Genomic DNA, 22259 nt, shown 5'->3' with positions numbered 1-22259 from the left:
CGACCGACCGACCGACCGGGATCAAGGGGTTTCGGCATGAGTAGTGGGACGCTCTCGACCTCGCTGGACCGGGCGGTGAACCGGCCCGCCAGCACCGACGTCGTCATCCGGGCCGTGGCGGTCAACTACGCCTACGGCGAGGGGGACACGCGGACGCAGGTCCTGTTCGACAACCACCTGGAGATCAGCCGGGGCGAGGTCGTCATCATGACCGGGCCGTCCGGCTCCGGGAAGTCGACGCTGCTGACGCTCATCGGCGCCCTGCGGTCGATGCAGGAGGGATACCTGGAGGTGCTGGGCCGCAACCTCTCCCGGGCCGACGAGCCCGCGCGGGTGGAGATCCGCAAGGAGATCGGCTTCATCTTCCAGCAGCACAACCTGTTCACCTCGCTCTCCGCGCTGGAGAACGTCCGGATGGCCACGGCGCTGCGGCCGGCGTCGGTCGAGGAGATGAACCGGCGCGCCGTCGCCATGCTGACGAGGCTCGGCCTGGCCGACCGGATCGGCCACCGGCCGTCGGAGCTGTCCGGCGGGCAGAAGCAGCGCGTGGCGATCGCGCGGGCGCTGGTCAACTCGCCGTCGCTGGTCCTGGCCGACGAGCCGACGGCGTCGCTCGACGCCGCGTCCAGCCAGGTGGTCCTGGACCTGCTCCGCGAGCTGGCCGACGGGCCGACTCGGACGACGATCCTGCTGGTCACGCACGACCAGCGGGTGATCGACAAGGCCGACCGCATCGTGAACATGGTCGGCGGCCGGATCGTGACCAACTCGCTGACGAGGGTCGCCGTGCGGATCGTCCGGGCGCTCTCGGCCGTCGAGGCCCTGTCCGGCATGGGGGAGGCGACCCTCTCCCGGCTGGCGAACTCCATGACCGTGGAGCACCACCGCCCCGGCGGGACGATCGTCCGCCAGGGCGACGAGGGAGACCGGTTCTACGTCGTCGGCTCCGGCGTGGCCGACGCCTACCGGGACGGCCAGTTCTCGGAGGAGAAGCTCTTCGGCGAGGGCTTCGGCATGATCTCGTCCTACTTCAAGTCGCCGATCCCGGAGACCGTCACGGCCCGGACCGAGATGGAGCTGTACGTCCTGGCGAAGGACGACTTCATGCGGGCCCTGGCCGCCGACCAGTCGTTCGAGGGCCGCATCCGCGCCCTGCTGGCCGGCTCCGCCGCCGGCGCCGGCGCCCAGGCCGCCGAGGCCCCCTGACCCCGTCACTCGTCGAGGATTCGAAGATGAATCGAACGCTGCCCCTGCTCGCCTCGCTGCTGCTCGCCTCGCCGGGACTCGCCGCCGAGGTCCCGGTGGGCGTCGCCAGGATCGACGTCACGCCGACGCATCCCGTGGTCCTCACCGGCTACGGGCATCGCGTCGGCGAGTTCGAGGGGATCGACGCGCCGATCTGGGCGCGGGCGATGGCGATCGGCGACGACCCGGCCGTGGTGGTCGCCGTCGACAACTGCGGCGTCCCCGCGCCGGTCGTCGCGGAGGTCCGCCGCCGCGTCGCCGAGTCGAAGGCGTTCGACCCCGCCCGCCTGGCGGTCGCCTCCACCCACACCCACAGCGCCCCGCAACTGGCGGGCTACGCCCCCCTGATCTGGGACGGCCGCGCCACGCCCGAGCAGGTCGAGCACATCGCGCGATACACGGAATGGCTGACCGGCAAGATCGTGGAGGTCGCCACGGCCGCCGTCCGCGACCGGAAGCCGGCCGAGCTGTCCTGGGGCCAGGGCCGGGCGACGTTCGGCGGCAACCGCCGGCTGATGATCGACGGCGTCTGGCGCGGCTTCGCCTTCGCCGAGAAGGCGCCGGTCGACCACTCCATGCCCGCCATCTTCGCCCGCCGCGGCGGCGAGCTGGTCGGCGTGTGGGCGAACTACGCCTGCCACTGCACCAGCGCCGGGGCCGACAACCGCGTCGGCGGCGACTGGGCGGGCTTCGCCGCCGAGGAGATCGAGCGCGACGCGCCGGGCGCGACGGCCGTGATCACCATCGGCTGCGGCGCCGACGTCGGCCCCCAGCCGACCGGCAACATCGGCCTCTCGCGCCGCCACGGCCGCGCCCTGGCCGACGCCGTCGCGGCGCTCGCCAAGGCGCCCGGCGTCCCCCTCGCCGCCGGGCCCGAGGTCGTCGAGGTCTCGATCGAGCTGCCGCTGGAGGCCGCCCCCGGCCGCGAGCACTGGGAGAACGAGGCCAAGCGCGAGGGCTTCGAGGGCCGCCACGCCCGACGCATGCTCGCCCAGCTCGACCGCGACGGCAAGCTGCCGGAATCCGTCCCGTACCCGATCGCCGGCTGGCGGTTCGGCGACGCCCTGGCGATCGTCTTCCTCCCCGGCGAGGTGACCGTCGACTACGCCGTCCGCCTCAAGAGCGAGATGGACTGGACCCGCCTCTGGATCAACGCCTGGTCGAACGACGTCCCCGGCTACATCCCCAGCAAGCGGGTGCTCGCCGAGGGGGGCTACGAGGCCGACTTCTCGCAGATCTATTACGACCACCCCACGCGCTACGCCCCGGCCGTCGAGGACGTGCTGGTCTCCGCCGTCGAGTCGCTCCTCGGCGACGCCTTCCGCAAGACCGCCGACACGCCCGCGCCCGACTTCTTCGCCGTCCCCGAGGAATTGCTCCCGTCGATGCGCCAGTGAGGCCGGCGGGAGGAGGCCGCTCCATGGACCCGAGCACGGCCGCCGAGGCGGAACCTCCTCCCCCCGAGCCCTCGGGGCGCACGCCGTTGCGCGAGATCGCCTGGCTGTTCCTCCGGCTGGGCGCCACGTCCTTCGGGGGGCCGGCGGCGCACGTCGGCATGATGGAGCGGGAGGTGGTCCAGAGGCGCGGCTGGCTGACCCGCGAGCAGTTCCTCGACATGATGAGCGCGGCGAACCTCATCCCTGGGCCGAACTCGACCGAGATGGCGATCCACATCGGTTGGGCGCGAGCCCGGTGGGCGGGGCTCGTCGTCGCCGGCGCGTGCTTCATCGCCCCGGCCGCGCTGATCACGCTCGCCGTCGCCTGGGCGTACGTCCGCTACGGGACGCTCCCGGCGGCGACGGGGATGCTGTACGGCGTCAAGCCGGTCGTCATCGCCATCGTGGCCCAGGCGGTCTGGCGATTGGGACGATCCGCGCTGAGGACGCGGGCCATGGCGGCGGTCGCCGCCGCGACGGCCGCCCTGGGCGCCGTCGGGGCGAACGAGCTGGCCCTCCTTCTCGGCGCGGGCGCGGTCATGGCCCTCCCGGCGTGGCTTCGGGAGCGGAAGGGCTCGGGCATGTCCCCTTCCCCGCCGATGCTCTTGATCCCGCCGGTCGGCCTCGCGGCGGCGCCGCAGTTCGGGCTGACGCCCCTGTTCCTGTTCTTCCTGAAGGTGGGATCGGTCCTGTACGGCAGCGGCTACGTCCTCATCGCCTTCCTCCGTTCCGACCTGGTGGAGCAACGGGGGTGGCTGACCGACCAGCAGCTCCTCGACGCGGTGGCGCTCGGCCAGGCGACGCCGGGGCCGGTCTTCACGACCGCGACCTTCATCGGCTACCTGCTCGGCGGGGTGGAGGGGGCCAGTCTCGCGACGCTGGGGATCTTCCTCCCCGCGTTCGTCTTCGTCGCGGCGAGCGGCCCGCTCATCCCGCGCCTGCGGAAATCGCGGGTCGCCGGGGCGTTCCTGGACGGCGTGAACGCCGCCTCGCTGGCGATCATGTTCGTCGTGGCCTGCGAACTCGGCCGGTCCGCCGTCGTGGACCCGATCACGGCGTGCCTCGCCCTGGCGAGCGGGGTGATGCTCATCCGGTCCCCGATCAACTCGGCCTGGCTGATCCTCGCCGGGGCGCTCGTCGGGATCGCGGCCACGCCCGCCGGGCCTCGCTGACCGCCCCGCCGGGCCGCGTCGACGGGCGTCGCCCGCCGCTCACGACACCCCCACCGCCTCGCGGGCCTCGCGGAGCATCTCGCGGGCCTCGCGGCGGGTGGACTCGGCGGCGGAGTCGCCGCGGAGCATGGCGGCCAGCTCGGCGACGCGCTCGGACTCGGCCAGCGGGGCGATCGTCGTCCGGGTCCGCCCGCGCTCCACGCGCTTGCGGATCACCCACTGCTTGCTGGCGTAGCTCGCCATCTGCGGCAGGTGGGTGACGCAGACCACCTGATGATGCTTCGCCAGCTCGGCCAGCGTCTTCCCCAGGGCCGAGCCCAGCCGGCCGCCGACGCCCGTGTCGATCTCGTCGAAAACCAGCGTCGGCACGCTGTCGACGGCCGCAAGCACGGCCTTGGCCGCCAGGGTCACGCGAGACAATTCGCCGCCGGAGGCGATCTTGCGCAGCGGCTGGGGGACCTCGCCGGGGTTCGCCAGGAAGATCATCTCCACGCGATCGGCCCCGGAGTCCGGCGGCGAGGGGGCGGTCGGGTCGTCCCCCAGGTCGCGGGACTCGACCTCCACGGTCAGCCGGGCGCGCTCCATCCCCAGGCACTTCAGCCGCGCCTGGATCGCCTTGCCGAAATCCTTGGCCGTCTTGCGCCGGCCGTCGGTGAGGACGGCGGCGGCCCGCCTGACCTCGGCCCACGCCTCGGACAGCGGCCCGTCGAACGCCTTCAGGTCGGTCTCGTCGCGCTCGATGGCGGCGAGCCTGGCCCCGGTCTCCGCCTTCAACGCCGCCAGCTCGTCGGGGGGGCGATGGAACCGCGTGGAGAGCTTGCGATAGAGGGCCAGGCGGGATTCGACGTCCTCCAGCCGCGCCGGGTCGTCGTCCCAGTCCTGGCCGAGGTCGCGCAGGGTGTAGGCGATCTCGCGCGTCTCGTCGGCGAGCCGTTCCAGCGTCGCCGCGGCGTCGGCCAGCTCGGGGACGTCCCTCGCCAGCGGCTCCAGCGTGCGCGCGACGCGGCAGAGGATCTCCTGGGCGGAGCGATCGGCCTCGTAGAGCAGGCGGTGGCCGTCCACGGCCGCGGTCCGCAGCGCCTCGGCGTTGGCCAGGACGTGCGACTCCCGCACCAGCTCGTCGTGCTCGCCCGGCCTGGGGTCGGCCTCGGCCAGCTCCCCGAACTCGAACTCCAGCAGCGCCTTCTCGCGGCGGCGGGCCTCCGCGCCGTCGATGAGCGCCTGCCGGGCGCGACGCAGCTCGGCGTGGCGGTCGCGGGCCTCGATGAACGACCGGTGCGGCTCCTCCAGCCCGCCGAACGCGTCCAGCAAGGAGCGCTGGCGGTCGGGGTCGATCAGCGCGCGGTTCTCGTACTGGCCGTGGACGTCGACGAGCCGCTCGGCCAGCTTCTGGAGCGTGGCGATCGTCACCGGCATCCCGTTGACCCGCGCGGCGCTCCGCCCCTGGGCCGAGACGCGACGGTTGATGATCAGCGCGTCGTCGTCCAGGGCGTTCCCCAGGATCGACTCCAGCTCGGCCCGCAGCGAGGGGCTCTGGATCTCGAAGACGGCCCCGGCGCGCGCCTCGGGCTTGCCGGCGCGGACCATGTCGGCCGACGCCTTGCCCCCGAGGACCAGCCCCAGCGCCGCGAGCAGCAGGCTCTTGCCCGCCCCCGTCTCGCCGCTCCAGACGCAGAAGCCGTCCTCGAGCTCGATCTGGACGTCCTCGATCGTCGCCAGGTTCCGAACCGACAGTTCACGAAGCACGTTCCGGGCCTCCGAGCCCCCCTCCCGTCGCGGGGAAAGGTTGAAACCCACCCGAGCCGACCGCCCTTCATTGTGCCATCCGTCGCCTTCCTGTCCAGGCGTTCCCGGTGAAATTCCGGCCACGGGTCGACGGATGATCCGAGATTGGGTCGCGATCACCGCCATCATCCAGGCGACGAGGCGCGCTTGCAATCGTCGGATGGCAAAATCGTCATCACCGTCCGATCCGACGCGTCTCGTCACGATCGCGGCGGGGTCCCCCGGCGCGGCATGATAAGTGCCAAGGCGAAACTCGTGATCCCGGCCCGTCGCCGGCCCCCCCGATGCGAGGACGCACCGATGCCCGTCGAACCGTTCCGAGGCAGCGACCACCCGACCCTCGGCGTGGAGCTGGAGATGCAGATCATCGACGCGACGTCGCTCGACCTATCCCCGGTCGGCGACGACATCCTCGCGGCGGTCCCGCCGGAGCTGGAGGAGTCGGTCAAGCCCGAGCTTTACCAGTGCTGCGTGGAGATCAACACGGGCATCTGCCGCGACGTCGACGAGGTCGGCCGCGACCTCCAGGCGAAGCTCGAGCTCGTCGACGGGCTGGCCCGGCGGTCCGGGGCGCGGGTCGCCTGGGGCGGGGCGCACCCGTTCGCGCAGTGGCTCGACCAGGAGATCTCCGTCAGCCCGCGCTACCTGAAGCTGATCGAGGACAACCAGGACACCATCCGGCGGCAGTTGACGTTCGGGCTCCACGTCCACGTCGGCGTCCCCGACGGCGACGCCGCGGCGCGGGTCGCCACGCGGGTCTCCCACTACCTGCCGACCCTCCTGGCCCTCTCCGCGAACAGCCCGTTCTGGTGCGGCCGGGACACCGGGCTGCGGTCGTATCGGCTGGAGGTGATGGGGACCTCCCCCACCGGCGGGCAGCCGCCGTTCCTCAAGGACTGGGCGTCGTTCGTCCGCCTGGCCGAGCGGCTCATGGCCGTGGGGTCCATCCAGACGACCAAGGAACTCTGGTGGGACGTCCGCCCCAGCGACCGCCACGGCACGGTGGAGGTCCGCATCTGCGACATGCCCACCGACCTCGATTCCGTCCTGGGCCTCACCGCGCTGATCCAGTGCCTCATCCACCGCATGGTCCGCGACGTCGACATCCAGCCGATGGAGCTGTCCGAGTTCGGCCGGCTGATGATCCGCCAGAACCGCTGGCGCGCCGCCCGGCACGGGCTGGACGCCGTTCTGGTCGACCCGGAGACCGGCATGAACGAGGTCGCCCGCGACGCCGTCGCGCGCATGGCCGACGAGCTGGCGCCGACGGCCGAGGCCCTGGGCTGCTCGCGATGGCTCGACCGGGCCCGCGAGATGGCCCGCCGGCCCGACGGCGCGACGCTCCAGCGCGAGATCTTCGAACGGACCGGCTACCTCTCCGACGTGGCCCGCTTCCTGGCCGGCGAGGAGATCACGGCTTCGTGATCTTCAGGTTGCGCGCGTGGAAGTCGATCGCCTCCCGGACGTGCTCGTCCCAGTAGGCCCAATCGTGCCCGCCGGGGAACTCCTGGTACTCGTGCGGGACGTGACGGTCTTCCAGGAACTCGTGGAACTCGCGGTTCTGGTCCAGCAGGAAGTCCTCGGTCCCGCAGTCGATCCGCATGGCCGGGATCCGGCCGTGGTCGATCCGCTCGACGATCCCGAACGGATCCTCGGGGCCCCCCTTCGGCTCGGGGCCGAAGATCCGGCCGAACTCCGGGCTCCGCTCCTTCGCCTTGGCGGGGTCGATCCGGGCGAACCCCAGGGCCCCGGAGTGGGAGTTGATCGAGCAGAACATCTCGTGATGCTTCAGCCCCAGCTTCACCGCGCCGTAGCCCCCCATCGAGAGCCCGCCGATGGCGCGGCCCTCGCGCTCGGCGCGGACGGGGAAGGTGCGGTCGACCAGCCCGACGACGTCCTTGATGATGTCGTCCTCGTGCGCGGGGCCCTCGACGGCGTTGGTGTACCAGCCCCGGCCGCCGTCGGGCATGACGACGACCAGCGGGAGATCCTGGACGTAGCGCTCGATGCTGGTGCGACGCGCCCAGATGGTGTGGTCGTCGGACAGCCCGTGCAGCAGGTAGAACGTCGACCACGGGCGGGCCTTCGCCGGGTCGTCCGGGAAGATGACGTTGAAGGCGGACGCCTTCCGCAACGAGCGGCTGAAGTACTGGATCGTGGCGAAGGCCATCGCGGCTCCTCGACGTCGGTGATCGGTGGGGAAGATCACGGCCCGGATGCGAGCCGGGCTCTACAGGGTTCCGCAAAACAAGACGATATCCCTTCTCCCCTCGTGGGAGAAGGTGGCCGAAGGCCGGATGAGGGGCGCGCGATCGGCGTCGCTTCGCGGGGCGGGCGGCAGCCTGATCCCGTAGGCTGGGTCTCGACCCAGCCTACGGGGACTGGTAGGGGCGCCCCTTGTGGGCACCCGGGTCGGCCACGCGCCCTCAGTCCCGACGCCCCGACGGCCGCCAGGCGGGGCGTCGGGAGTGGGCCCGCCAGAGTTCCCAGGCCTTGAGGAAGGCCCCGGCGACGCGCCCGGATCGTTCGGCGTCGGCGGCGGCCTCGACGGGGAGGAACAGGACGTTCTCCTCGCGACGGGCGGGGACGCGCTCGACGAGCACGGCGCGGAGCAGCCAGACGGCGGCCTCCTCGTCCTCCGTCTCGACGCCGATCCAGCCGGCGTGGCGTCGGGGCGAGGTCGGCAGGCCGACGGCGCGGAAGGCGGCCTCGATGGCGGCCTCGGCCTCGGCGTACCGGGCGGGGTCGGCGGCGGCCTCTGCGGCGGTCGCGGGCTCCCACGCCTCGTGCTCGGCCATCCTCTGCTGAGAGTCGGTCAGGTGGCCGTCCCAGTAGTGCAGCGACTTGGCCAGCGCGACGACCAGGTTCTTGATCTCCTTCTCCGGCCGGAAATTCGGCCCGACCGGGAGCTGGAGCGTCCGTCCGCGGCGCCGGGCCGAGACGTTCTCGGCCGTGACGGCGAACTGGAGCCAGGTCGCCTCATCCTCCGCGGCGCAGGGGACGCCGATCCACCCCGGCGCGTAGCCCGGCAGGGTGCCGACGCCCGTCGCCAGGCCGAGCGCGCGGTCGACCTCCGCCAGGATCCGGGCCTGGCCGTCGGGGTCGGCCGCCACCTCCTCGGCCGACGGCGGCTCCAGCAGCGTGCCGCGGTGCGGCGGCCCGCCGGCCAGGGCCAGGTCGCAGAAGGTCGTCCAGATCTCGCCCCACGCCACCCGCCCGTACTCGTCGTACTTCAGCGAGGCCGAGCCCATCGAGGTCGGCGGCACCTCGCCGTAGCAATGCTGGTAGCGCGGCGGCAGGAACTCGTTGAGCCGGTCGTCGAGCGCCTTCAGCTCGGCGTCCATGTCGCGCGAGGGGGTCGGTGGCATGGCGTTCCGTCCTCGGTTCGGGTCAGGGGCGCTCCGGTTCGACGGCGACCGTCGGGGCCGCCTTCGTCGCGCCGTGGTCTCGGGTCAACTGCTCGACGAGCCCGGCGAAGTCCGGCGGCGGCGGCGCGTCGACCCTCACCGTCTCGCCCGTGATGGGGTGCTCGAAGCCCAGCGTCGCGGCGTGCAGCGCCTGGCGCGGGAACCGGATCGGGAACTTCGGCCGCTTGCGACGCCCGTAGATCGGGTCGCCGACGACCGTGTGGTCGAGCGCCGCCATGTGGATGCGGATCTGGTGCGTCCGGCCCGTCTCCAGCCGGATCCCCACCAGGCTGGCGACCGTGCCGTAGCTCTCGATCACGCGGAAATGGGTCGTCGCCGATTGGCCCCGGCCGGGGACCCGCGAGACCCCACGGCGGTTGTCCCCCGCGTGGTCCACCAGCGGCAGGTCGATGCGCCCCTCGATCGTCAGGAAGACCCCCTCCACCACCGCCAGGTACTCGCGGTCCACGGCGCGGGCGCGGAAGAGATCCTGGAAGGGCCGCATGGCCTTCGGGTTCGTCACCAGCAGCACCACGCCCGACGTGTGCTGGTCGATCCGGTGGACGATCCCGACGTAGGGCTTCTTCACCCCCCGCTTGTGGATCTGATACCGCCCCGCCCGCTCCAGCAGGGTGTCTCGCTCGCGGGCGGGGGTCGGCTGGACGAGGAGGCCGGCCGGCTTGTCCACGATCATCACGTCGCGGTCCTCGTACAGCACGTTCACCCGGCGCTCGACCTTGCCGGGCCGCGGCCGGTTGGGGTCGAACGTCACCGCGGCGTCGGGCTCGACCTCGAAGCCGGGATCGAGCTGGCGCACCCCCTCCACGTCGACCTGGCCGCGCTCGACGGCCTCGCGCGCGACACGTCGGGAGAGTTGGAAGCGCTCGGAGACGAGCTTGTCGAGGCGTTCGGGCATGAGCGGCGGACCTTCGTCGTGCGGTCGGGGCGTGGGCGGCGTCGGGGCGACCCTACATTATAGCGAGGCTCCCACCGGCCGACGCCCCCGACCTCCTGGCGACCTCGGCGGACATCGCGGGGAAAATCCGGATTCCTGAAATCCGGCCGGCCCCGCCGCGGACCATGAGGGTGTTTGATGACGGCGCTCTTTGACAACCTGGAAGCAGTCGGGCACCGAAGCCAACGCCGCCGCGCGAAATGAGGAGCGGTTGATGCCGTCCCCTCTCCCACCGGGCTGACGACGCGACGCTTTCTCGTCGACGGCTCCACGGGCGCGTTCCCCCCTTCTCCCCTCGTGGGAGAAGGTGCCCCGGGGGGGCGGATGAGGGGGCGCGCGACCGGTGGCTTGCGGATTCCCCCTCATCCGGCCTTCGGCCACCTTCTCCCACGAGGGGAGAAGGGACGCTCGGCGACGGCGAGCGGTGGGCCCGGATGCCATCCCAATAGCGTCGGCTCGTCAGCCCGGCGGGAGAGTCGACGCGCGCTCTTACGCTCCTTGAGCGTGGAGCTGCCGGCCTCGCCCGAAGATGAGCAGTCGCGAACGGCGACATCCGACGGCCCCCCGTCGGACGCGGGTTTCACGCTCGTCGAGCGAAAAACCACTTCGAAAACGACGAACGAAGCCAAGCCGTCGCCGGCGTAAATGCCTTGTCCACCAGCGACTTAGCCGCGCGGTGGCGGAAACCGCGGCGCGCGAACGAAGCCAACTCGCGGCGGCCCGCGCCGACGGAACGCCCGGAGGAACAGGCGCGGTCGGCGCGAGCGTCGCGGGCGGGGCGCACGGCGCGACGGGCGCGACGCGAACCGCGCGACCTCGAAGGGCGCGATTCGCGAGGATGCCGGGGCGGCGGCCGGACGATGTTCAGACCATCGAGAGGTTCGCGCGCCCCGGGCCCGCCGGCGGGGGCCCCGCGACCCGGTCCGTCCGTCATTACCGCGATCCGCGACAGGGAGGTGCACGGTGTTCTCATGGGATTCACTCCGGGCGCGTCGGGCCCGCAAGCCCCGCCGCCGGGTCGGGCCGGTTGCGCCCGAGCGGCTTGAAGGCCGCGCGCTGATGGCGTACACGTCTCTGGGCTTCTCGCTGGCCGACCTGGCCGTCTCGGGCGTGGCCTCGCCCGTCGCGCAGTGGGGCGGGACCGTCACCGTCGACGTGACGCTCCAGAACCTCGGGGCCAGCACGATCGTCGAGCCGACCTCCCTCGTCCCGCCGCTGCAGGTCGGCGTCGGCCCGGACGGGACCGTCAGCCCGCCGTACTACACCCCCAGCCAGGCCGACGCGGCCGGGGCGACCATCGGCGTCTTCCTCGTCCCCCGCGGCCGGGGGCCGGCCTCCGGCTTCAAGCTCGGGACCATCGAGGCCCCGGCGCTCGGGCAGAACAACATCGAGCAGTTCCGCGCCACGCTGGCGCTCCCCGATCGCCCCGCCGGCTTCCCGGGCCGCGGCCCCTACACGATTCGGCTGGTCGCCAACGACGACCGGACCGTGCTGGAGTCGAACTACCGGAACAACGTCAGTCCGGCGATCCCCATCCAGATCACGGCCGCCCCGGCGACCCCGACCCTGCGCGTCGTCTCGTTCGACCTCCCCGAGCGCGGCCTCATCCCCGGCGACGTGATCGCGCCGCGGATCCAGGTCGCCAACATCGGCAACGCCTCGCTGACCTCGGACGTCGAGGTGGCCGTCGTGGCGTCGACCACGCCCGACTTCAACCTGGGCAGCTCGATCGTCTCGCTGTACACGATCCCCGGCGGGATCGGCGGCGTGAACTCGACCCCGATGCCGAGGTCCGCCCGCCACTCCCTCGGCGTCCTCGACCCGCGCCACGCCATCGTCGCCCCCCGGAGCGACCTGGCGACGATCAACGGCGAGCTGGCCACGCTCCCCACCAGCCCGTCGACCTACTACCTCGGCGTCGTGGTCGACCCGTTCAACAAGCTGAACCTCCCCAACCAGCCGGCGAACCGCCTGGAGATGATCAAGATCGTCTCCGCGATCCCGGGCGAGACCCCGTCCGGCGTCGTCGGCGGGGCGGCGACCCTCCCCTTCCAGTTCCCGCCCGACGGCGTGCCGATCGGCGTGACCTACTGAGCCCACCGGCGGCGCGGGGCGAGGGCGCGGCTCCCTTGACCCCGCTCCGCCGGGGCCCCTAGAATCGACCCGCGTTCGCCCCCCCCGCCCCACGCCGAGCCGAGCCGATCCCTCAATGAGCCGTCGCTACGTCAATCAGCTTTCGAACGGGGACACGGTCGACGAGGCCTTCCTGGTATCGGACAAGCAGCTTAGGGCCAACCGCCAGGGGAACCTCTACCTCCACCTGGAGCTGCGCGACCGGACCGGCAGCGTCGGGGCGCGGCTCTGGAACGCCACCGAGGAACTCGCCCGCTCCTTCGAGCCGGGCGACTACCTCCTGGCGCGGGGCAAGACCCAGATCTTCCAGGGCTCGCTGCAGGTCATCCTGAGCCACATCGAGATCCTCGACCCCGCCCGCGTCGAGCCCGAGGACTTCCTCCCCCAGAGCACCCAGAACATCGGCAGGCTCTACAACCGGCTCCGCGACGTCCTGCTGGGGATGCAGGACCCGCACCTGCGGGCGCTCGTCGAGTGCTTCCTCATCGACGAGGAGTTCGTGGCGAAGTTCACCGCCGCGCCGGCGGGGATCAAGAACCACCACGCCTACCAGGGGGGCCTGCTTGAGCACGTCGTCTCGATGCTCAACGTGGCCGATCGCATCCTGGGCCTCTACCCGGACGTCGACCGCGACCTGCTCCTGACGGGCATCTTCCTGCACGACGTCGGCAAGGTCGCCGAGCTGTCCTACGACCGGGCCTTCGCCTACACCGACGAGGGCCAGCTCGTCGGCCACCTGGTCATGGGCGTGGAGATGCTCCGCGACAAGGTGGAGCGCACCGCCGACCTGACCGGCGAGCCCTTCCCCAACGAGCTGCTCCTGCGGCTGAAGCACATGATCGTCAGCCACCACGGCGCGCTGGAGTACGGCAGCCCCAAGCTGCCGATGACCCTGGAAGCCATCGCGCTGCACTACCTGGACAACCTCGACGCCAAGCTCCACGCCTTCGGCCGCGAGATCCGCGACGACCCCTCCCGCGAGTCCGCCTGGACCCCCTTCCAGCAGTCCATGGGCCGCCGCCTCTTCAAGGGCACCCCCCGCAACGCCCCGGAACCGGACGACGATTGAGCGGGCGCGGGCGACAGGGACGTTCGTCGCGAATCATCCGGTGATCGCGGATCCTGAAGCCGACGACGACGTCCCTTCTCCCCTCGCGGGAGAAGGTGGCCGATGGGCGGACCGGGGGGCGACCGGCGCGGCCTCCCGGCGAAGGTACTCCCCGTTGTGGCGCGGGCGTCCCGCCTGCACGCGCGAGCCTGGGCCGTGCGGCCGAGACGGCCGCACCACACAAAGCCCTTCCTTCGCCAACGCTACCCGGGCGCGGTCCCCCCTCCCCCGCCCCTCCGGGGCACCTTCTCCCACGAGGGGAGAAGGGATGATTGCCGTCGCCCGCCCCCGGGGTTTTCGACAGAGCGGCACGAGGGGAGAAGGGAGGATTCCCGGGCCCTTGCCGGCGAAGCCCAGTCGCGGTCAGGCTCGCGCCATGCGAACGCCCCTGGGCTGGAACGCCGGGATCGTCCGCGCGGCCAGGGCCGGGGCCGGCGCGGGGCGCAAGGGGCGCGGGCGGACCTCGCGGGCGACGACCATGCCGCGGCGGGGGGGCGGCGTGGCCGTGGGGTAGATCGGGGGGGCGGGGTTCGAGGTCGGCGCCCCGACGGCCTTCGCGGCGTCGACGATGCCGCCGGAACTCGTCACGCCCGCCAGCGCCGCGACGGGCTTCACGGTCGCCTTGACGTGCTCGACGATCCGCTCGGCCGACCAGTCCGGGTGCCGGGCCACGACCAGCGAGACCACGCCGGCGACGTGCGGGACGGCCATCGACGTGCCGGAGAGGGTCGCGTACCGCGACCTCGACGGGAACGTGCTGTACACGTCCACCCCCGGAGCGGCGACGTCCACGGTCCCGGCGCCGTAATTGGAGAAGCTCGCCAGCGCCCCCGAGCGGTCGACGGCCGCGACGACGAGGATGTTGGGCAGGTCGAAGCTCGCCGGGTAGACCGGGCGGAGGTCGCCGTTCACCCCCTGGTTCCCGGCGGAGACCACCACGACCGCCCCCCTCGACCCGGCGTGGGCGATGGCGTCGTACAGATCCTGGCTGTAGACGTCCAGGGCCCAGCTCACGCTGATGACGCGGGCGCCGTTGTCCGCGGCGAAGCGGACGGCCGCCGCGGCGACGGCCGGGTCTCCCCCGCCGCGCGAGTCCAGCACCTTCAGGATCATCAGCCGAGCGTTCCAATCCACCCCGACGATCCCCTTGCCGTCCCTCGCCGCGCCGATGATCCCGGCGACGTGCGTGCCGTGGCCGTAGTCGTCGCGGACGTCGGCGTTGTTGCCGACGAAGTTCCAGCCGTAGGCCGGCTTCCCGCGCCCCGAGGCCGCGGGATTCACCCACAGGCGGTTGCGGAACTCGGGGTTGGCCGCGTCGACGCCGGAATCCAGGACCGCCACGATCGTCGACGCCGATCCGGTCGTCGCGCGCCAGGCCTCGGGGGCGTTGATGTCCACGTCGGCCGGGTCGTTGAGCCCCCACTGGCGGGCGAGGTCGGGGTCGCTCGGGAGGCTCGTCGCGACCTTGGGGGCCGGGGCGACGAGGCTGAGCACCAGTCGGGCGTCGAGCGTCTCGACCCCGGGGCGGACCTCGCGCGAGGCTCGCCGGGCGGCGTTGATGCGGGGCATGGGGTTGCGTCTCATCCTGGATGCGGGTCGGATCCATCCTCGCCGGGAGTCTACCCGGAAGTTCCGGCCCATGCCAGCATCTAGGAGGAGAACATGCGAGCGTGACTCCCCGACGGCCCGACGTGGCCCCTTCGCAACGTCGGCGTCCCCGGGCGTCAGCGCCGGCGGGTGCGTCCCCATTCCCCCGCGGCGACGGGTCGCGTCGGGGCGCCGGCGCGTTCCCGCGGGTTCCGCCGGGCGATCGACGAGGAGACCAGGTTCCACGTCTCGCCGTCGCTGACCATCGTGATGGTCCCCCACTGGTCGGTGCGGACCAGGGAGACGCGGTGGGCCTTCAGCAGCTCCACGGCCTCGGAGTGGGGGTGCCCGTAGCTGTTCCCCGCCCCCAGGCTGACGACGGCCAGCTCGGGCCGGACGACGTCGAGCCAGGCGGCGTCGGTGCCGTTGCGGCTGCCGTGATGGGCCAGCTTCAGGACCGAGCAGTCGCGGAGCAGCTCCGGGCAATTCTCCAGCCACCATCGCCGCGAGGGGGGCTCGCTGTCGCCGGTCATCAGCATGGAGAAGCCGCCGTATTGCAGGCGGATGCCGACCGAGTTGTCGTTCTCGCTCTCCGGGTCGTGGGGGGGCTGCGGCAGGATGGTCAGCGTCACCGAGCCCAACTCCACCTTTCGCGGCCTGCCGGTCGGCAGGACCACCGTGATCCCCTCGGCCTTCACGGTCTTCAGGAGCCGCAGCCAGCTTTGGGTCGCGTGGTCGGAGTCGGTCGCGAGGAAGTAGCGGGGCCGCCAGTCGCGGACCACGCTCTCCATCCCGCCGTGGTGGTCCAGGTGGTGATGGGTGACGACCGCGAGGTCGACCGTGTCGACCCCCTTGGCCCGCAGCCATCGCGCGGCGGCGTCGCGGGTCGGGCCGGCGTCGATCAGCGCCGTCTTCCCCTCGGGCGACCGGATCAGGATCGCGTCCCCCTGCCCCACGTCCAGCACGTCCACGACCAGCCGGCCTTCGAGCGGGCGCTGGCCCATCGCGGGGGCCGGGGCCGCCAGCGCGGCGACGGCGACGACCAGCGCCGCGAGGCATCGCCCCAGCGCCGCGATCGGCCCCCTTTTAACGGCCTTCCCCCCTGGAGGGGGAAGGTGGCCCGGAGGGCCGGATGAGGGGGGGACGAGCGGGACGCCCTTGGGAGCTTGAAGGGGGCTTTCCGCGGCCGACGGCCTGGCCAGGGTCCCGAAATGCGAAGCCCCGCGGGCGGGCTCCCCCTCATCGGACTCCTTCGGAGTCGGCCTTCCCCCTCCAGGGGGGAGGCCGCGGGTCGTGGCCGCGGGAATCGCGCAATCACAGCTTGATGTACCCGCCGTCGTCGGCCGCTTTCAGCTCGGCCTGGAGCGCCACGGTCTCCGCGGCGAGCTTGCGGGTGGCGGCCTCGTCGCGGGCGAACGCGACGGTCAGCACGTCGCCCGGCCTGGCGTCGTCGGGGAGCCAGGCGCGGGGGACGTCGATCGACGCGCCGTCCTCGGCGGCGAGGACGGCGAGGTCGCCTTCGAAGCGGTCGAGCGAGAGCTGGACGGGCATGGCGGGGCCTCCGTCGAGGTCATCGGATCAGGATGGGACGCTCGGCGACGGCGGCCGGCAGGTCGGGCCCGCGACGCGCGGGGGGGGCGGGCGAGGCGTCGCGGTGACGGACCTCGGCGGCGCCGGCGGCGGAGTCGCCGGTCCGCGACGAGGCCAGGACGACGCGGTTGCGGGAAGGGTCGGTGCCGGGGCGGATGCGCCCCTCGGGCTCCAGGGCGAACTCGCCGGAGGCCAGCGGGAAGCCGTCGGTGTCGCGCCGGGCCATGCGGAACGATCGCGACGAGAAGAGGCCGCCCCGGCCATCGTACACCTCGACCATGAACCGGTCGCCGCGCCGCCATTCGACCTCGAACGGCCGGTTGGACCACGACGCCGACAGTTCGTCGCGGCCGACGATCGCGAGGTTCTCGCCGAAGCGCCGGCTCTCCCAGACGACCGTCTCCATCTCGTCGGCGTCGACCTTGACCACTCGCGCCTGGACGTCGACCGTCCGGCCCGGCGTGAACGACTTGGGGTCGAGCTGGACGCCCTCCAGCTTCACCCGGTAGACGCCCGGCCCCCCCGCCGCCGACTTGACCTTCTCGACGATGGTCTCGATCAGCTCCCCGGGCCGAGCACGCTCGCCGTCGGCTTCCTCGTCGTCCGCGGGGCCGAACACCATCGCGAGGATCGGCTGGAGCTGCGGGTAGTCCTTGCAGAGCCACCCGCCGACCCCGGCGCCGCCGCCGGTCATCACCATCACGAGGAAATAGACGACCCGCCGAAACAGCGGCGACTTCGCGGCCGACGATCGCCGGCGCTTCCTGGACTTGCTCACGAGCGTGGGGCCCCCGTCCCTGGGTGCGAACGCCCGGCGCGGGCCGAATCGGCTCCGCGGCCGGAAGGCCGTCCCGGCCTTGATCTCTCCGACGACGATCTCCGCCCCCGCCGCGGCCCGATGTGCCGGCCCGACGAGGAACGCCGCGATGCGATGTGCGGACGAACGGCGACCCTTTTAGCACGCCCCGCCCCCCGGTCAAGCCGACTTGAGCCCGGCGCGGGGGCGGGAGGCCCCCCGCGAATTCCGAGATTTCCGTATCCGAACCCCTTCCCCGCGCCAGAACCGAGCAGTCATCCTGGACGGAGGCGAGGGGGCGACCGGCGATGCCTAGGACGCGCGACGATTCCGCGATGGCCGTGCGACGACTCCTGGAGGGGGGCTCGGCGGTCGGGCTGTCGGAGGCCCGGCTGGTGGAGCGGTTCGCCGACCGCCGGGACGAGGCGGCCTTCGAGGCGCTCGTCGACCGCCACGGGCCGATGGTCCTCGGCGTCTGCCGCCGGCTGCTCCGCGACCCGAACGACGCCGACGACGCCTTCCAGGCGACCTTCCTGGTCCTCGCCCGCAAGGCCGGCGGGCTGAGGCGCAAGGAGCTGGTCGCGAACTGGCTGTACGGCGTCGCCCTGCGCGTGGCGTCGGAGGCCCGCGGACGCGCCCGGCCCGCGACGCCCGGCGACGAGTCGGCCTTTGCCGCCGACGCCCGCCGCCCCGCGCCGGCGGACCCCGCCGACGTCGCGGCCCGCCGCGAGGATGAGGCGCGGCTCCACGAGGAGGTCGGCCGGCTGCCCGAGCGCTATCGCGCCCCGGTGGTCGCCTGCTACTTCGAGGGGCGGACGCACGAGGAGGCCGCCGCGCTCCTGGACTGGCCCGTCGGCACGGTCAAGGGCCGGCTCGCCCGCGCCCGCGACCTGCTGCGGGAGCGGCTGGAGCGTCGCGGCGTGACGGCCCCGACCACGCTCCTGGCCTCGGCCCTCGTCGCGCCCGACCTCCGCGCCGCGGTCCCCCCGGCGCTGGCCTCGCGGGCCCTCGCCGCGGCGCTGGCCGCCGTCGCCTCCCCCTCCGCCTGGATGACTTCCGCCGCGCTGTCGACCTCCGTTCGAACCCTGTCCGAAGGAGCCATCCAGGCCATGTTCCACGCCCAAATCAAGGCGATGGCGATCCCCGCGACGCTGGCCGTCGGCCTCCTCGCCGCCGGCGCGGGGCTCGCGACCGCCGGCCGCCAGGCCGCCCAGGAGCCGGGCGAGCCCGCGGCCGTCGCGGCCCCCCAGCCCCCACCTCCCGCGACGCCGACGCCCGCGCCGGCCCAGGAGCCGCCCGCGGAGGTCGCGGTCGACCGACCGCGGGCCATCCTCGGCCCGATGGACGTCCTGAGGTTGATCGACGAGACCGGCAAGGCCGTCCTCCAGAGGGCGAAGGAGGCCGAGGTGGACCTGTCTTCCGACTCGACCCCGGAGCGAGGGAGCCGGCTCCTCGACCGCTATCGGGATGATGTCGCCCCTCACATCGACGCACTCCGTTCGGCCAGGGTGGACGACCCCAGGGGTCGCGCCCTGCTCGACGCCTTCGCCGACTTCCTCGCGCCGGTGGAGGCTCCGCTTCCCGGTTTCGAGTGGATGCCGCGCGACTTGTGCCTCGAGGGCGTCGGAATGCTCGGCGATCTCTACGATGTTTTCGAGCGATCCGTCCGGAACGCGAGGGACCAGGCCGGGGGAGGCCCCGCGGCCCGGCTCGCGGCCGCGGAACGTTACCAGTCGACCATCGCGCCGATCCTGGCGCGCCTCCGCGGCACCAAGGACGACGCGGCGGTGAAGCCGCTCCGGTCCGCATACGCCGACTGCCTGGAGGCCATCGACCCGTTCGCCGAGGAATCCGCATTCCGCCGCGTCTCGGCCGAGCCCGCCCCGCCGCCGCAAGCGTCGCCCGAGGGGCGGAGCGTGAAGGCCGTCCTCGACGACGTATGGAAGGTGGTCGACCAGTACCAGAAGTCGTACCGGATCGTTGCCGAGGTCTCCCCTCCGAGGGGAAACCTGGCGGTGGAGTCGGAGGAGGCCCTGGCCCGCCATCGCGACCGGGTGAAGCTGCTGGAGAAGGAAGTCCGGAACCGGGCGGGCACCGATCCCTTGCTCCGGAGCCTGGCCGACTACCTGATCGTCGCCTCGAAGCCGCCGACGGGCCAGCCCGAGATGGCGACCGGGCCGAGGCACACCTTCACCACGCTCCATGTCGCCCGCGCGGGCCTGGCGGGCCTCCTCGACAGGGCGAAGGAGGGCATGGGCCCCGATCCGGGCCCGTTCGAGCGTGAACTGGCGCGCGACCTGGTCGCCGGGGCGCGGGGGAAGCTGCTCGCCGAGTCGTATCGACTGGCCGAGCGCGACCCCGAGGCCCGCGACCTGCTCACCCGCCACGCCGAGTATGTGACGAAGCTCCTCGCCGACGAGGCCCACGTCTTCCCCGCGCCGTCGGAGCCGCCGACGACCAACCGCGACCTGGCCTCGATCGTCTCGGCTTCCCCCCCGGCCGCGGAGCCGGCACGCCCGGCGGCGGTCCCCGACCTCGTCCCCGGCGGCGGGTTCGGGGGGGGCGGCGGGCCGTCGCCCGAGGAGACGCGGCAAAAGGTGGCCGGGCTCTCCGCCACGCTCGCGAGCGTCGACGACGACCCGAACAACCGGAAGGCCCGCGACGCGCTCGAGCGGCCGGCTGTCCTGAAGGCGGAGGGGAACGGTACGCTCCGCGAGGTGATCGAGCAGGCGAAGAACGCCCTGAAGGCCGAGGATGGCTCCCCGATCCCGGTCTACGTCGACCCGAAGGGCCTCGAAGCCGCCGACGTCACCCTCGACTCGCCCGCGACGATCGACCTGGAGGGCGTCCCGATGAAGTTCTCGCTCCGGCTCGTCCTCAAGCAACTCGGCCTGGCCTACTGCGTCCGCGACGGCGTCCTCATCATCAGCTCGCTGGAGGGGATCGAGCAGGAACTGCTGGAGGCCCAGCGCGAGATGTCGGCCGCCCATCCCGACCGCTTCATCCTCGGCCCGGACGGAGCCATCCGCCCGGCCCCCGGCATGGCCCAACCGGGCGGGATGATGTGAGGCGAGGGGTCGCGACCGACGACGACCGGGCGCGGCGTTCCGGTCTCTCCGACCGCAAATCTCCCCCCTCCTCCCGCGAGGGTGCTCCGTCGAAAACGTGACGGCACGGGCACCGACTCTCATCCCTTCTCCCACGAGGGGAGAAGGGGGATAAACGGCCCCTCGGCGTTGTTTTCGACGGGGCGCCACGAGGGGAGAAGGGGGAGATCCGACGGATCACGCCCGCCGCCGGCCCGGCCGCGACGGGTTACGCGGCGGCCTCGGACCGGGGCGCGACGCGCTTGATCGGGACGCGGCGGCCGCGGAGGGCCTGGCGGACGTCGCGCAGGGCGTGCTTGGCGGCCTTGTAGCCGGGGTCCAGCTCCAGGGCCGTCGCCAGGCACTCGGCCGCCTCGTCGAGCCGGTCCAGCGAGCGCAGGACCAGGCCGAGGTTCAGGTACGCCTCGTCGCGGCAGCCCTCGGCGCAACGGGTGGCGGCGCGGAGGACCCCCTCGGCCTCCTGGAGCTTCCCGCCCAGGGCGAGCACGCCCCCCAGGTAGATCCGCGCGCCGGCCTGCTCGGGCGCGGCCTCGATGGCCCGGCGGTACCAGCAGGCCGCCGCGTCGTGGCTCCCGCTGGCCCGGTACAGGTGGCCCATCTCCGACATCGGGATCCAGAGCAGGCGCGCCGGGCAGAGCGCCATGGCCCGGTGGATCGCCGCCGACGCCTCGGTATACCGCCCCATCGCGACCAGGGCCGAGCCCATCAGCCGCCACGCCGGCCCGCACTCGGGGTCGCGGTCGGTCAACTCCACGGCCCTCGCGACCGTCAGCGCCGGCAGGTCGGCCCGATGCGACGCGCGGAGGCGATTCCAGCGGGTTTGCATCCAGCGATCCGTTTTCATGGCAAGTCTCCCGGTGTCCCCCTCGACGCGCCCGACGCGCGTGCTGCAAGGGGGATGATCCTCCGGCGAGGCGCCGCGATTTCACGAAACGGCGAGATGCGGGCGGATGGCCGCCGCCGCTGGAAGCTCGCCAGCGTGCCCCGGTATACGATGGACCTCCCTCGGGGCCCGTTGACGATTGTGCTCCGGTGGGGTAGTTTTTGAGCACGGGACGAAGGGGGGGCGGTGTATAGCGACGAGCACCGGAAGGAACTGGCCTCGCACGACCCGCCGGTCGACGAGCTTCCCCGGTTCGTCGAGGTCCCCGGGTTCATCTCCGAGTGGACGGGCCTCGGCCTCACCGACGCCGACCTGCATGTCTTGCAAGCCGTGCTCGCCGCGCGGCCGGCGGCGGGGGCGGTGGTGCCGGGGACGAACGGGGTCCGGAAGGTCCGGTTCGCCGCGCCCGGCTCCGGCCGCGGCAAGAGCGGATCCTTCCGGGTCTTCTACCTCCCGATCGCCGAGCATGACGTGATCATCCTCGTGGTGACGTTGTCGAAGAACGAGCGCGAGAATCTGACCAAGTCCGAGCGGAACGCGATCGCGAAGCTGGCGGCGGTCATCAAGGCGCAACTCGCCGGGGGGCGAAAGCCATGAGGAAGACCGGGAAGGGTGGCGGCGAGTCGGCGACGCCGTCCCTGGGCGATCGGCTGATCGCGGGCCTGGAGTCGGTCGTCGAGGCCCTCCAGTCCGGCGAGCCGCTGGAGAAGCGGCTCACGGTCCGCGCGGTCAAGCTCGACCTGACGCCGCGGGAGTACGGGCCCGACGACGTGAAGGCCGTCCGGGCCAAGCTCGGCGCGAGCCAGGTCCTGCTGGCGCGGTTCCTCGGCGTGAGCGTCCAGGCGGTCCGGCACTGGGAGCAGGGGACGCGCCCCGTCCCGACGATCGCCGCTCGTTATCTGGACGACGTCCAGGAGTTCCCCGAACTCTGGGCTCGCCGGATCGAAGCCGCCGCGAAGTGATCGCGAGGCCGGCGCGACGGCCGCCGGATCCGCCTCTCCTCCGGGCCGATCCATCTGGTAGACTGCTCGGGACGATTTCCGTCCTCGCCGTCC

Annotated in this window: 18 protein-coding genes; 9 read left to right on the top strand and 9 right to left on the bottom strand. The window is 72.7% G+C overall.

The features are described from left to right. Positions 1-36: 36 nt before the first annotated feature. The 3 genes from WG209_RS09795 to chrA are packed head-to-tail and all read left to right on the top strand — an operon-like array spanning position 37 to position 3853. Positions 37-1206, top strand: coding sequence for an ATP-binding cassette domain-containing protein (locus WG209_RS09795; RefSeq protein ID WP_337174849.1), 1170 nt, complete (start codon positions 37-39; stop codon positions 1204-1206). Between the two features lie 26 nt (positions 1207-1232). Beyond that, positions 1233-2642: a neutral/alkaline non-lysosomal ceramidase N-terminal domain-containing protein gene (locus WG209_RS09790; RefSeq protein ID WP_337174848.1), complete on the top strand. Its 1410-nt coding sequence runs from the start codon at positions 1233-1235 to the stop codon at positions 2640-2642. Between the two features lie 23 nt (positions 2643-2665). Further along, positions 2666-3853 (top strand): chromate efflux transporter, encoded by a 1188-nt coding sequence (gene chrA, locus WG209_RS09785; protein ID WP_337174847.1) that lies wholly within the window; start codon positions 2666-2668, stop codon positions 3851-3853. 39 nt (positions 3854-3892) lie between these two features. Here the strand turns inward: chrA and recN are convergent, their stop codons facing one another. Then, entirely contained in the window at positions 3893-5599 is a 1707-nt protein-coding gene (gene recN, locus WG209_RS09780) for a DNA repair protein RecN (RefSeq protein WP_337174846.1), read from the bottom strand. 339 nt (positions 5600-5938) lie between these two features. Between recN and WG209_RS09775 the strand changes: the two genes are divergently transcribed. Further along, positions 5939-7063 (top strand): YbdK family carboxylate-amine ligase, encoded by a 1125-nt coding sequence (locus tag WG209_RS09775; RefSeq protein ID WP_337174845.1) that lies wholly within the window; start codon positions 5939-5941, stop codon positions 7061-7063. Here the strand turns inward: WG209_RS09775 and WG209_RS09770 are convergent. From WG209_RS09770 to WG209_RS09760, 3 genes are all read right to left on the bottom strand, one after another. Next, positions 7050-7808, bottom strand: a complete 759-nt coding sequence (locus tag WG209_RS09770; RefSeq protein ID WP_337174844.1) for an alpha/beta hydrolase family protein — start codon at positions 7806-7808, stop codon at positions 7050-7052. The two genes, WG209_RS09775 and WG209_RS09770, sit on opposite strands and share 14 nt — an antisense overlap. A 256-nt stretch (positions 7809-8064) precedes the next feature. Beyond that, the gene (locus tag WG209_RS09765; protein WP_337174843.1) at positions 8065-9006 is read right to left on the bottom strand and encodes a hypothetical protein; all 942 of its coding nucleotides are present in this window, start codon (positions 9004-9006) and stop codon (positions 8065-8067) included. A 22-nt stretch (positions 9007-9028) separates the two neighbouring features. Next, on the bottom strand, positions 9029-9961 hold the full coding sequence (locus tag WG209_RS09760; protein WP_337174842.1) for an RluA family pseudouridine synthase: 933 nt from the start codon (positions 9959-9961) through the stop codon (positions 9029-9031). A 1098-nt stretch (positions 9962-11059) separates the two neighbouring features. Between WG209_RS09760 and WG209_RS09755 the strand changes: the two genes are divergently transcribed. Together WG209_RS09755 and WG209_RS09750 are read left to right on the top strand one after the other, a co-directional pair. Next, a complete protein-coding gene (locus WG209_RS09755; protein ID WP_337174841.1) occupies positions 11060-12094 on the top strand; it encodes a hypothetical protein in 1035 nt (344 codons plus the stop codon). 115 nt (positions 12095-12209) lie between these two features. Beyond that, positions 12210-13202, top strand: a complete 993-nt coding sequence (locus WG209_RS09750) for an HD domain-containing protein (protein WP_337174840.1) — start codon at positions 12210-12212, stop codon at positions 13200-13202. A gap of 402 nt (positions 13203-13604) precedes the next feature. Here WG209_RS09750 and WG209_RS09745 read toward each other — a convergent pair whose 3' ends face one another. The 4 genes from WG209_RS09745 to WG209_RS09730 all read right to left on the bottom strand — a co-directional run bounded on the left by WG209_RS09745 (position 13605) and on the right by WG209_RS09730 (position 17196). Next, on the bottom strand, positions 13605-14810 hold the full coding sequence (locus WG209_RS09745; RefSeq protein WP_337174839.1) for a S8 family peptidase: 1206 nt from the start codon (positions 14808-14810) through the stop codon (positions 13605-13607). Positions 14811-14965: 155 nt separating this feature from the next. Continuing rightward, the gene (locus WG209_RS09740; RefSeq protein WP_337174838.1) at positions 14966-15832 is read right to left on the bottom strand and encodes an MBL fold metallo-hydrolase; all 867 of its coding nucleotides are present in this window, start codon (positions 15830-15832) and stop codon (positions 14966-14968) included. A 310-nt stretch (positions 15833-16142) separates the two neighbouring features. Further along, complete coding sequence (locus tag WG209_RS09735; protein WP_337174837.1) at positions 16143-16379, bottom strand: DUF3006 domain-containing protein; 237 nt, start codon at positions 16377-16379, stop codon at positions 16143-16145. A gap of 19 nt (positions 16380-16398) precedes the next feature. Further along, positions 16399-17196: a hypothetical protein gene (locus tag WG209_RS09730; protein WP_337174836.1), complete on the bottom strand. Its 798-nt coding sequence runs from the start codon at positions 17194-17196 to the stop codon at positions 16399-16401. Between the two features lie 353 nt (positions 17197-17549). On the opposite strand from WG209_RS09730, the gene WG209_RS09725 reads away from it, so the two are divergent. Further along, the gene (locus WG209_RS09725) at positions 17550-20282 is read left to right on the top strand and encodes an RNA polymerase sigma factor (protein WP_337174835.1); all 2733 of its coding nucleotides are present in this window, start codon (positions 17550-17552) and stop codon (positions 20280-20282) included. 247 nt (positions 20283-20529) lie between these two features. On the opposite strand, the gene WG209_RS09720 is transcribed toward WG209_RS09725, so the two are convergent. Then, positions 20530-21165 (bottom strand): tetratricopeptide repeat protein, encoded by a 636-nt coding sequence (locus WG209_RS09720; protein ID WP_337174834.1) that lies wholly within the window; start codon positions 21163-21165, stop codon positions 20530-20532. A gap of 225 nt (positions 21166-21390) precedes the next feature. Here WG209_RS09720 and WG209_RS09715 point away from each other — a divergent pair, with 225 nt between their 5' ends. Continuing rightward, positions 21391-21801: a hypothetical protein gene (locus tag WG209_RS09715; protein ID WP_337174833.1), complete on the top strand. Its 411-nt coding sequence runs from the start codon at positions 21391-21393 to the stop codon at positions 21799-21801. Then, a complete protein-coding gene (locus WG209_RS09710; protein ID WP_337174832.1) occupies positions 21798-22166 on the top strand; it encodes a helix-turn-helix domain-containing protein in 369 nt (122 codons plus the stop codon). The genes WG209_RS09715 and WG209_RS09710 overlap by 4 nt, the downstream gene beginning before the upstream one ends. The last annotated feature ends 93 nt before the right edge of the window (positions 22167-22259 follow it).

It is taken from the genome of Paludisphaera sp. (assembly GCF_037189885.1).
Lineage (GTDB): Bacteria > Planctomycetota > Planctomycetia > Isosphaerales > Isosphaeraceae > Paludisphaera.
The sequence above is the reverse complement of the archived record's forward strand: the minus strand, read 5'-3'. Positions and strand labels throughout refer to the sequence as shown.